The sequence below is a fragment of the Corynebacterium sp. UMB4614 genome, from assembly GCF_030217065.1.
Classification (GTDB): Bacteria; Actinomycetota; Actinomycetes; order Mycobacteriales; family Mycobacteriaceae; genus Corynebacterium.
Map to the genome: position 1 here is coordinate 1 of NZ_JASONC010000032.1, position 12119 is coordinate 12119.

Genomic DNA, 12119 nt, shown 5'->3' on the forward strand with positions numbered 1-12119 from the left:
TGCCGACCGGAGAAGATGCCCATGGACCTGATTATTCCACGCCGGTCTTCCTACTGCCCCAACTTTGCAACAGCACCATTCAAACGCTACACCACCCTCTCAGGACGCTTGCGGTTGCCGGAGGCGTGGGGTTCTCGTATGCTTAAGCGCATGCCTTTGACAATAGGATATATTGTCCATCTGGCATAATTAGCATTGTTAGATCAGCGTCTAACCGTGCAACCGTTCAGTGGATTTAGTTTAAGCAGCGATGAGAGTCTGGCTTACTTTTCTATTGGACACTTCATTTTGTTCCAAACAACTTTCCAAGGAGTGAACTTGTCCGCACTTTCCCAACTTGTAAATGATAATCCGGCATTCCGGGGACGCCTAGACGGCATGGCTGAAACCGCTCTTCCACCGGTAACCGCAACCCCTGCCATTGCAGTGACCGCTGCAAAGGCAGCTGGCGCAGTTATTGGCGGTGGTGCAGTCAGCGGCGCTGCTTACGCCGCATACCGCGCAGTTATCAAGTAGTTCTGACTATCAGCGCACTCACCACATCAAGTCATTACAATTTTCAACATCTCGGAGAGTAATACTATGTCTCGTTTGTCCACTCTTGTCAATAACGACCAAATAACCCTTGAGCAGGTGCACAGCCCTGTGATGGCAACCCCAGCTGCATTCGGTGCAGGTGTTGTTGCTGGTGCTAAGGCTTGCGGAGCGCTAGTGGCTGCAGCTGGCGTTGGCGCTGCCATTGCATCGGCTACTAAAAAGTAGTCCTCGATTTCAGAAGGATTGGAGTTGAGAGGAGAAAGGCAGTGGGTTTGAGAAGAAGATTGTCGCAAGATCCGCTCGCAACTGTTGAGCGCGCTTGTGCTATTACCGAGCTTATAGCTTCGGCGGAATATCTGGTGGACCGAAAGAATCGTCAGTATGGTGGTCTAAACGACTGGACATACTTGAGCTCACAGTTCCCAGGTGGCACTGCTAAGTTTTGGAATAAGCTCAGCGCAACGCAGGCTGAGAGCGTTTATGTGGCACTTCATTTGTTGAAAATCACTCACAATGTAGTTCTCCTTTCACCTCTTTCAAATAACGAAATTCGTGCGTATTGCAATCTAGTGCAAAGTGCTTGTTACCTTACTCTCCAGCCTCGCCAGTTTTTCGGTACAGACGGTTCTGATCAACTTAGTTTCCTAGGGAATGCAGCGTCTGCTCTAGGGAGATTGGGCGGCAGCTCAAAAAGCCGTAAGGCGGCGGCCGACTTCCTTGCTTTACAAGTCATTATTAGTTACTTCATCTCAGGAGTAGTTAAATCTCCAGGTAAACGGTGGTCCCGTGGTAACGCACTCGAAGGTGTTATGGCCACCGAGACCTACGGGGACAGGAAATTTTACAGATTCTTACAAAAGCACCCGCGCATTGGGCAGATGACGACTCGAGGCACCGTTATCATCGAGTCATTGATGCCACTCGCAATGCTCAACGAAACCGTGCTAAAAGCAACACTTGCACTGTTCGGCACCTTCCACTTAGCCAATGCCCGAGCAATGGGGCTAGGCCGTTTCGTTTTACCGTTTATATCGACATATCCCGCGATCCTAGCTTTTCGTTCAAGTCTCTTCAGACCAGGTGAGGCCACCAAGAAATGACTCCACAGTTACGCCCAACCAGCGCTTCACCAGTTCTCAATGCGAGCATCCTGATGGGCACATCACTTGTGCTCGGAGGAAGTATTTGGGCTGGGATTAAAGAAAGAAAACATCGTGCAGACTACCCTGGCTTCGAGACACGGCACTTTCGAAGCTCAACTGGCAACCGTCTTCAAGTGGCAATCGCACCTGCGAAAAACCCCTCGGCACAAAGCTTTGTTTTAGTGCCTGGTCTGTCATCTAGCATTTCGACCGTGGCCGGGCTCGGCACAAAGCTGTCAGCATTAGGCCATCAGGTTGTCATGTTTAATCGTGCAGGCTACGGAGGATCAGTTCGGTTGTCCGAAGAACCGTTTCATATCAACGAGTTCATCATCGATCTTTACAATACTCTGACTGAACTCGCTACAGATAACTCGGGTACCAGCTTTCATCTCGTCGGGCACTCTTTAGGAGGATATCTTCTGCATGAGTTTGCACGGAAAAACCTTGCTCTGGTTTCAGCAGTAAGCTACTTAGATCCGATGCATCCGAAAGAATTGCAGATATCGAATGCTCAGCGGATGGGGAGTAAAACGGTTGAGCTATCCGTAAATACCGTCGCACCATTCATCAAATTTGGGGCTGCTCTGCTCTATGGACAGGGAGTGACCACCTACTCGGACGGGTATCAGTTTCACGACCGAATCCTTGCCGATTTAGCTAGCTCCTCAGTGTGGAAAACCGCAAAGGAAGAATGGAAGCTTATTTATCCATACATGCTTGATGGTCATGATATTTTTGCTCTCCCAAGCTCAATTGACACCCAAGTCATTGCTGCAGGAGAGACTGTGCGCAATGAGCCCGCTCAAGAATCTCTCTACAGGGAATACAGCGATTCCATTCATATTCTTATGGGGGCGGGACACCAGTCAATGTTGACGAAAGAAGAAGCACAAAACAAAATTGCACATTGGCTCACCGTAGGAGCTAAAAATACTGACTTCGGAGACGAAAAATAGTGGGTAATATTCGCAAAATCATAGATGGATCGGTTGCTTCAATTTTTGGCGGATGGTTGGTAGCAACACTGCTTAGTCAGCACCCAGAATCGAATTTAGATCGAATTCGTCGGCTAGATGATCGTTTTGGAAATACAATCATCCCCAACTGGAAGTTTTTTGCGCCTAATCCAGCGGTAGAGGACGTGCACGTTCTTTATCGCCTTGTTTCAGAGGACTTATCCGAATACAGCCCGTGGGAAGAATGTCACACCATCTCGCCACGTAAAATGTCACAAGCGTTTTGGTTCCCTCGCCGTCGCTTCGAAAAAGGAATCTTTGATACGCACCAGGCTCTTGTGATCGGATTAGCTAGCTTGGGAAAAGGCGAGGAGAACGACGCCGTATTGCGAAGATCAATCAGCGATACTGCCGAGATGTTGAACAACTACATTCGCCATAATTACACTCGGCCAATCTCGAAAAAAGAAAAGAACTGGTACTGGCAACAGTTGATGTTAGTACGGTTCGCAGGCCATGATGGCGCAGCAAAACCAATCTATGACCTCATTTTAAATTATCAAGCAATCAATACAGAACAAACTTCGAATATTTCACCAGTCTTCTATTGTGATGATTATTTCAATGAGTACTACGACGAGGTCATGAAGATAGCCGATCCCAACGTTGATCATGCTGAGTGGATCGCTGCAGCAGTGGGCGAGCAACTGCCGCAGCGCATTCTAGATATCGGTGCCGGTACTGGGCGGGTGCTCACCCAAGTTGCTGGTAGATTCCCGAATGCGGAACTGTTTGCCATCGAACCAGACGAAAAATTCTCCCAGTCATTCACTGATATCGATGCCAACTTTTTCTCGGGCACTGTCGAGGAAGCTTTTACAGCAGAAGCCACCACGGATATAGATTTGGCTTTCGTAACCTACGGATCATTACAGTACATATCAAGCTTGGGCGAGCTTATCGAGTCGCTAAAGAAAGTTCGCAGAATGATGACCCGTGGAGGAATTGTTGCGGTGGAGCTATTCGCCTCCGAGATATATCGCGCCCCCGTGCAGCCCAGCCCTATGAGTTTAAAGCTAGGCGAAGAACCGCACACGATGAGTATGTCTTCCCTCCAATATCCACATGGAATAGTGGAAGTAACAACGCAAATTAAGCGCCAATCTGACGGAAAAACTGGAGTAATGAAAGAATGCGTTTTGCCTGTAACTCGTCAAGAAGCAGTCGAAGCCCTTCATGCAGCAGGATTTTCATCTGTCCAGGTTAATCTCAGAGGCGCGTATCACCGATGTACAGCAAAAAATATGTAGCCTTAATTCATAAAATCTATATTTAACTCTCTGAAAGGACTATTATGACGCGTTATTTCACAGCTTTGATAGCCTTTATGGCTGTATTGTCGATTGCTGGAATTATGTTTGATGGAATTGACTCGAAGCTAGGTATTGCTATTACTGTCATCGTTTCTTTAGCTTCTGCTGCCGTAATCTATTGGCTATATCCGTTCTTCACTGATTTAGAAAAATAGTCAAGTCAAACAATTTGTATTTTTAAAGGGCAATAGTGAAGACAGTATGGAATATTGCAATGAGGGGCCAATACGGCTCATACTCAACCCTGCTAATTCTTGCGATCGCCGCCGGCATTATAACAGCCACACAGCCAGTCTTAACAGGGCAAATCCTACAGATTCTGTCAGGTAACGAATGGGATGCAGCGCGCGCATCCATTTTATTGCTGACTTGCGTTTTTCTCTGTGAACTTGTTCTCCAGGTTCTAATATCTTTGCTGCAGGCGCATATCGGAGGGCGATGCGGCAAGAAACTGCGAGACCATTCACTGAACCTTACGGTTAACTCGCAGCAAGGGATTGAGGATATCTTACCAACCGGTGAGATTCAGAACCGCGTGCTCACGGATTCTGCGACTGCCCCCTACACATTCGTCAACGCGGTCCCCGCTGTACTTAGATCCACAACGCTCTTGTTGTCCTGCATCGTTGGTATGGCATTTGTTTCGCTCATGCTTTTTGGCATTGTAGTCGGACTTGTTCTCTTAACTGCTCTAGTAGTCCTGCAGCTTTCACGTTGGATTAGGAAATCTACACACCTGTCCCGTACAGACGCTGCGAACTACGGTATTGCAGTATGGAACCTGTTGGGTTCCTTAAAGGTATATAAATCGCGCAACGCTGAACCTGAGGCGTTGCGTCACATAAGCGATAAGTCAGAGACTCTACGAAAATCCGGCATTCGTACCGATATTTCGAGCAGTCTTGTCATGCCAAGTCTGAACTTGGGCACCCAAATTGCCTTGGTTCTATCCATTGGTGGAGCTATGTGGGCGATGACGAGTGGCCGGCTCTCCACCGGCGAGGGCGTGTCTTTTGTAATGTTCATGCTTTATTCATTATCCCCAGCAGTGGAATTGGGCACGTTAGTCAGCGGAGCCGCTCAAGCTAATGTAGCTGCAGCTCGTTTGATCGAAATCTGGAACCAACCGCAAGAGAAGCAAGGAAGCGCTCTGGTTCCTTCATCAGCGAAGCCTTCTTTAGTGTCTAGTAATCTGACGTACTCTTACCCAGGAACTGAACTGCAGGTCTTGAGCTCTATTAACATGCGCATAGAAGGTCCGGGTCTCTATTTGATGCACGGATCCAACGGAGCAGGAAAGTCTACTTTCTTGGCACTTGCCAATGGAGTTCTGCCGGCACAAGGGAAAATCTTTGTTAACGGAGTGGACTCCTCAACCCTGTCTCGAAAGTCTTGGCGCGAAAATGTTCTGCTCGTCGATCAACAACGTGCACCCTTTCACGGAACTCTACGCGACAATATCGGCGCAGGACTTGATATCAATGACAATGACCGCATCCAGGCCATGGAGCGCACTGGTTTCATCAAGCACTATCAAGACTTAAATCTGAAGATCGGCGACGACGGAGTCGAGCTTTCCGGAGGACAGCGCTCCCTGCTAGCTATAACGGACGCCCTCGTTCGTAAACCTCAGATTTTGCTCTTGGACGAGATTTCTGCAGGTGTGGACAAGGAAACTATCCCAACTTTAGTTACAGTTATTGAGCAATGTGCACAACAGAGCCTGGTCGTGGCTACGACTCACGACAACATTCTCGACAAGATTCCACACCGAGTCATTGAGCTAGACGATCTTGCTGCTGGCGTAGAACTACGATCTCGGTCTCTCTAAGCTGATTTGTTTTAGGAATTATAAATGCTTGAGTTTAAAAGTGTGCGCAAAAGGTTCGAGAAGAACGAGGTTCTGAAGGAACTCACTTTCCGGTTAGATGCAGGTGAGATCTTGGGCCTTTTGGCACCAAACGGTGGCGGCAAGACTACTGCTATGAGGATTGCTATGGGGCTCATCCCCTTTGATGACGGTGCCGTCACCGTTTTTGATAAGCCAGTGAAGCCTGGTGCAGTACGCGGTGTGGGATATATGCCAGAAGAACGTGGTTTATACCCAAATGAACGAGTTGAAGACCAGCTTCGGTATTTTGCAAGACTCAGCAAGATGTCGCCGACCGCAATTGATAGGCGAATGGTCGAGCTGTTGGACGAATTAAATGTCCTACGATATAAAAATAAGAAAGTCAAAGAGCTATCGCTTGGAAATAAGCAACGCGTCCAAATCGCTGCAGCATTAATCGGCAAACCTCAACTACTCATTTTGGACGAGCCCTTTTCTGGGCTTGACCCGATCGCAGTCCAATTTTTCAGCAATCTTCTCCGTAAATACGCATCCCAAGATGCAGGAATCCTCTTCAGCTCTCACCAGTTGGACGTCGTCGAGCAGGTGGCTACACGAATTGGGATTATGAAAGAAGGGCAACTGGCTTTCGATGGTGGCTTGGAAGAGCTGAAAAAGAACAACCGGAAGAGTATTGCTATTTTGCGTTTTCAACGAGACGAAGCATCTGCAAAAAGGGAGATTTCTTTTGAAAACTGTCCCAATGTCATCAGTTCTACGGTGAGCGCTGGGAAAGCGGAGCTAGAGCTCTCAGTAGAAAGGATCTCTGTGGAAGAAATCGCACTTTCTGGTTTAAGAGCAGAGGAAATAGTGGAAGTGTCGTACAAGCGCAACACATTTTCTGAAGCACTTTCTGAACTATATACCGAAGAAGAACAGACCGAATCGGTGAAAAATGAAGTTAGATAAGTATACTATTTGGGAAATCGCGAAGAAGGAAGCGAAACTTGGTGCATCCAGCAAAGCAGTATGGGGAGTGCTTGCAGTCGTTCTTATCGGGGCAGTAACGCTTATTGGCTTCGTGGGTGCAAAAATGGAGCATGATACAGTCACCGATCTTGAGACGTTAGTGCTCATTCTGGGGACTTTCCTTACCGTAGTAATGGGGATGGGTATCCTTATGAACAGCACATTAGTCGGAGGATCCATTAGTGAAGAAAAAGACAAGAAAGTAGTTGAGATTCTACTCTCCCTGGCTAGACCAGAAGAACTTTACATTGGAAAAATGCTCGGTCATTCCCTCATCGGTTTTACTCAGCTCTTTATCCTGTGGGTAACAGTCCTTATTTTTACGCTGGTCTTTGATATTTCCACACTGTCTAAACTGCCCATCTGGTTTTGTTTCGTCATGCTCGTATTTATGCTGTTAGCATACTTATTATTCACAGCTCTCTACGCGCTGGCTGGGGCACTCGTATCCAGCGTAGAGGATTATTCCGTCGCTCAGATACCGATTGTTTTCCTCTTCATGGCGTCAATGTTCCTGCCTTTTGCACCAATGATTGGATGGGGTTCATTAAACGATGGATGGATTCCGTTCGTGGCTTGGATACCGCCACTATCAATGACGCTGGCGCCAACCCTAGATGCTTTTGACGACGGACTATGGATCCGAACAATCTCCTCATTTGCAATCTTCTTTGTAGAAATTTCAATTCTAAATTATCTGGGAACCAACCTATTCCGTAAGAAAGTTCTAAAATAAAGAATACCTAATACTAATCCAGTTAAGCTAACGTGCTCAGTGTTCCGCCAGGTCAGATACGAAGCTGACACGAGAGTGTGCGGGGGTTTGGTTTACAGGTAGTCCGCAAATCGGTCGGGGTGAGCCACAGCTAGTTGGCTGATGGATCGTTTCCATCCGGCGACTTTCGCTACTTCAATGTCGAGTTCTGTTAGCCGGCGCGTGCCTTTAGGCACCATCTGGGGAGCAAACGTACCAGCACGATCCCTAGACACGGTTACTTGGGGTTGCCCGCAAATAGTGAATAACACATCGCTCACCCTCTTTTTGTATAGGCACACCTATTGAAAAATATTTCAACCGGAAAAGCGTTCAGCCAAAAGGTTAGGTAATGTTGGAACCAGTTTCCCATTATTTACCTAGCAGAAATGTCGTCGCGGCATTAGTTTTCTTGAAAAGAGGACAATTGAAAGCTGCTGTAGTAGGGAGCGGCCCGAACGGACTAGCTGCCGCTGTTGTATTGGCTCAGCATGGAATGGAAGTCACCGTATTTGAAGCGGATAAAACAGTAGGCGGTGGGATGCGTAGCCACGAGGGCCTCCGTGCAGGAGTTATTCACGACATGTGCTCCGCTGTTCACCCGCTAGCTATAGCTAGCCCTTTCTTCCGTGAAATGAAATTGGAGCGCCACGGACTAGACTTTGCGTTTCCTAAACTTGATTTGGCCCATCCCCTGGACGACGGTAGCGCTGGCCTCCTATACCGTAACCTCAGTCAGACTACAAAAAGAATGGGCAAAGATGAACTGTTGTGGCGTGCAACTTTTGGCCCACTAGCAAAAAACTTTAACTCCATTGCTTCCGATACGTTAGGTCCGGTGTTACGCGTTCCGCGTAGCGCAATGTGGACTGGACTGTTTGGCTTTAATGCAGTTCTTCCTGCCTCGCTGTCAGCGTTGCGATGGAGGGAGGAAAGCACACGTGCCTTGTTTGCCGGTATAGCTGCGCATGCTTTTTCCAGATTGGATACTCCACTAAGCTCTTCGGTGGGAACACTGTTGATAGCCGCCGCACATAATACAGGCTGGCCTGTCGCGGTAGGAGGAAGCCAGTCTATCGTGAAAGCGTTTCTTGCAGAATTGGCACAGTTGCGTGTAACGGTCATGTGCGGATCCCGCATTGACTCGCTCCAGCAAATTAATGATTTCGATGTGGTAATGCTGGACACCACACCGCAAGATGCGTTGAAAATACTCGGTGCTCGATTGCCGAAACGCATGCAGAAGGCATATTCACAATTTGCTCACGGGCCTGGGGCGTTCAAGGTGGATTTTTTGATTGAAGGCGATATTCCGTGGAGCAGCAAAGCGCTTCGGCAGGCGGGGACCGTACATCTGGGAGGTACTTTTGCAGAGATAGCGGAGGCAGAAAAGAGCATTGTAGCAGGAAAAATGCCTCATAACCCGTTCGTATTGCTGGGACAGCAGTACCTTGCAGACCCGAGCAGATCGGATGGAAAGCTCAATCCCGTGTGGGCTTATGCTCACGTACCGAACGGGTTCGATGCCGACGCCACGGAGCTGATAGTCCGTCAAATTGAACGATTTGCGCCCAATTTCCGAGATACCATTGTGGATTCAGTTTCGTTCAGCACCGAAGAGATGCAGCGCTATAACGCTAATTACGTAGGCGGTGATATCATCGGCGGCGCGTCTGGAGCACGGCAGCTTATTGCACGACCTATATTATCTCCTGATCCGTATTACACAGGGGTTTCGGGAGTATATATTTGTTCCTCTTCGACGCCACCAGGTGCGGGTGTACACGGGATGTGCGGGAAGCACGCAGCAGAAAGCGCTTTGAAGCATCTGCACCAGCGGTAAAAATGTTGGGCGGAAATCCTGGTTTGCGATGTATACTACGCTGAACTGCGCGGCCCCCTTTTCGGAATCTACCCCTACCTACCCTCAACCGGAAATGCCTCGTGATGGCCACTGAACCGAATCAGCTCGATCTGGCTGCCCATCTTGATGAAAGTAATCACTCAAACCTGGCCTAGGTGAACGTAGAAAGCTGATTTTTCATTTTCATCAATTATCTTATAATTAATACAGGCCACGGAGCGAACTACGCATCGCTTCATCTCAGCGAGGTAATAAACACATTGCCTACTACCACCGTCATTAGATACACAGTGTAAACAGAATTGATGTTGCAGCCCTCTAGCCTGCGTAATGGGTTTTTGTATCTGATTGGCTTTTAAAGATTTGCAGCCGAATTAAGCAGTCCCTAGCTTCTGGTTACCGCAATATGCGATCTTAAAAGCGTTTCCAGTTGACGTATGGATAACCTCGTTACCACCTTAATAGTTAGTGATCTATCTAGAACGAGATTCTTTTACTTGTATCGAGCTTAGTTTGGCATCGATGAACTAAGCTAGCAAATACGGATGGCGAGCTAGCATGTTGCTAGCTCGCCATCCGTATTTGGAAGAAAGATTACGTTGCGGAGATTGGCTTAGCTCCTCCGACTTCCCTGGACAGGTTATAGTGAGCAAGTACCAGGTAATGCGACTCCAGCCACAGGTGGACACATTGCAATCCTGACTTTTGCGGGATCATTCAGCGGAGATGTGAACGAGCTCGAACTCGGAAATGTACCAGCTAACGCCGTAGGAGCAATAGCGACTGATGCTAAAACGGTGGTTATTGCTACACCTAGACGATTGATTTTCTTCAAAATTTTCTCCTTTCACTTTGAAAGTGACGTTGGTGGAAATCGTGAATGCGCGATTAGGGTGAATTACGCCCTTAAGCACTGACATTTAGAGTACAGAATTTTTTAAATGGCGACATTTAATGTCGCCATAATTTATTTCCTTTGCTTTGAAAAGGAAATAAATGAACTTCGTTAGCTTGAATCGCGAGGCTTTGGTGGCAACCAAATCTATTGATTTGGGCGGCAGCCCAACGAGCCGCAAGGCGAGGCGGGAGCAAGAACCGCAACCAGTAGTGAACGGTTGTGTTGGCTGATCGGCTGGGGATATAGATCTACAGGGATATAGTTATAAGCCACCTGGGAAAATAGGTAAACCCGCAGGTGAAACCCTGTGGATAACTACCTCTGTAACGGTAAATATGCGCAGCAGTAACGGTAAATATGCGCAGCAGTAACGGTAAATATGCGCAGCAGGTTTTTCTGTAACGGTAAATATGCGCAGCAGTAACGGTAAATATGCGCAGCAGTAACGGTAAATATGCGCAAACTGTTTTTGGGGCAAAAAGAAAGCACCCCGCAGGGCGCTTCTTCTCCGCAATTGGGTTAGTCAATCTCTGGGCGTGGCGGTTTCTGCTGAACTGATGGGCAGTCCTTGTGACCGTTACTCCGTCTGTGCTGGCTTCGATTCCTGCCTGTGGCCACGTCTGGAGAATGTCGGCTATTGATTTCTTTATCTCAGTTCTAAAGTGGGCCAAATCGTTTGATGTCTTCAACTCTCTGGTGGCGAAGTTGGCGGCGATCATGTCCCAGCTGAAGGTGTAGGCGTCGCGGTTGTTTTTCGCTAGCCAGTACTGCTTTACCGTGAGCCAGATATAAAGGTCCATGGCTCGGGGTTTGTTGAGCTCGCGCAGTACGTTGAGATCGATGGGAATGGGTGCTTCGGCAATGTGCTTGAAGAACTGGGGAGTGAGGACAAGTTCTGACTCCATGAAGCTTCCCTGGTTGGGATCGCGTGAGTCGAACCAGAGATTCCAGTCTTCGAGGATTTGGGTGTTGCGTCCCCGCGCGTGAACACCGTCGTCGCTTTGGACAGTGATGAAAGAGCCGGCGATGCGTAGGAGTTGCTCGCGGATATTTTTCAGGTTTCCGGTTGCTCCTCCGGTGCCGCGTCCGGTGATGCCGATTGCTTGGAGGAAGTGGCTCATGGAGTGGCCTAGCGGGATGCGTAGGGCTTCTTCGTGGGTGATATTTCCTTCTTTGAGGCGTCCAGCATTAGCTACGGCGCGGGTGATGATGTAGGCCATGATGAGCCTGGGGTACTTGCCGTAGGGGACTCCTCGTTGGGAGAGGATGGTGATTGTTCCCTGTGGAGTTTCGACGGTGCGGTTGTTTCCCTCGGTTTTGCGGTAGGGGAAGAGTGCTTGGACAAAAAGTTTGGAGGTGTAGCCGACGTCTTGGGCTTGGAGGAGGTCTTGTGCGGCGTCGTGTTCTTGCCTGCGGGCTAGTTCTTTGACTGCTTCGAGCTTGGCGCGGCGCTCATTGGGGTTGTGTGGGGGCTGCATGGTGCCTTGTTCTCCTTTCGGATTATCGGCACCGACCGTGTTGTGCTTTGCTCACTGTCCGTGTGGAAGTGGTAAAGTCTGAATCGACACGGTCGGTGTCGATTTTGTGTTGAACCCCCGCTAGAGCGCCAACTCTATGATGCGGGGGTTTCCTCATGTTTTGAGGAATCTTAAGTTCGGTGCTGTTGCAAAGTTGGGGCAGTAGGAAGACCGGCGTGGAATAATCAGGTCCATGGGCATCTTCTCCGGTCGGC

At 48.5% G+C, this 12119-nt stretch carries 10 protein-coding genes; 9 read left to right on the top strand and 1 reads right to left on the bottom strand.

Translation table 11 applies throughout. The annotated features are described in order from the left end of the window. The first annotated feature begins 216 nt into the window (after positions 1-216). The 9 genes from QP413_RS09465 to QP413_RS09505 all read left to right on the top strand — a co-directional run bounded on the left by QP413_RS09465 (position 217) and on the right by QP413_RS09505 (position 9468). Positions 217-516: a hypothetical protein gene (locus QP413_RS09465; RefSeq protein ID WP_246818122.1), complete on the top strand. Its 300-nt coding sequence runs from the start codon at positions 217-219 to the stop codon at positions 514-516. A gap of 305 nt (positions 517-821) precedes the next feature. Then, positions 822-1637 carry a hypothetical protein gene (locus QP413_RS09470; RefSeq protein WP_262368293.1) on the top strand — a complete coding sequence of 272 codons (816 nt, stop codon included), beginning with the start codon at positions 822-824 and terminating at the stop codon, positions 1635-1637. Beyond that, positions 1634-2638, top strand: coding sequence for an alpha/beta hydrolase (locus tag QP413_RS09475; protein WP_070759247.1), 1005 nt, complete (start codon positions 1634-1636; stop codon positions 2636-2638). The genes QP413_RS09470 and QP413_RS09475 overlap by 4 nt, the downstream gene beginning before the upstream one ends. After that, positions 2638-3948, top strand: a complete 1311-nt coding sequence (locus QP413_RS09480) for a trans-aconitate 2-methyltransferase (RefSeq protein WP_070759249.1) — start codon at positions 2638-2640, stop codon at positions 3946-3948. The genes QP413_RS09475 and QP413_RS09480 overlap by 1 nt, the downstream gene beginning before the upstream one ends. A gap of 44 nt (positions 3949-3992) precedes the next feature. After that, on the top strand, positions 3993-4166 hold the full coding sequence (locus tag QP413_RS09485) for a hypothetical protein (RefSeq protein ID WP_284781552.1): 174 nt from the start codon (positions 3993-3995) through the stop codon (positions 4164-4166). 59 nt (positions 4167-4225) lie between these two features. Further along, positions 4226-5842 (top strand): ABC transporter ATP-binding protein, encoded by a 1617-nt coding sequence (locus QP413_RS09490; protein ID WP_284781553.1) that lies wholly within the window; start codon positions 4226-4228, stop codon positions 5840-5842. A 24-nt stretch (positions 5843-5866) separates the two neighbouring features. Further along, positions 5867-6811, top strand: a complete 945-nt coding sequence (locus QP413_RS09495; protein WP_070759253.1) for an ABC transporter ATP-binding protein — start codon at positions 5867-5869, stop codon at positions 6809-6811. Continuing rightward, a complete protein-coding gene (locus tag QP413_RS09500) occupies positions 6798-7607 on the top strand; it encodes an ABC transporter permease (protein WP_070759254.1) in 810 nt (269 codons plus the stop codon). The genes QP413_RS09495 and QP413_RS09500 overlap by 14 nt, the downstream gene beginning before the upstream one ends. 445 nt (positions 7608-8052) lie before the next feature. Continuing rightward, entirely contained in the window at positions 8053-9468 is a 1416-nt protein-coding gene (locus QP413_RS09505) for an NAD(P)/FAD-dependent oxidoreductase (protein WP_284781555.1), read from the top strand. 1167 nt (positions 9469-10635) lie between these two features. Here QP413_RS09505 and QP413_RS09510 read toward each other — a convergent pair. Then, positions 10636-11865: a replication protein RepA gene (locus QP413_RS09510; protein ID WP_284781554.1), complete on the bottom strand. Its 1230-nt coding sequence runs from the start codon at positions 11863-11865 to the stop codon at positions 10636-10638. Positions 11866-12119: the final 254 nt, after the last annotated feature.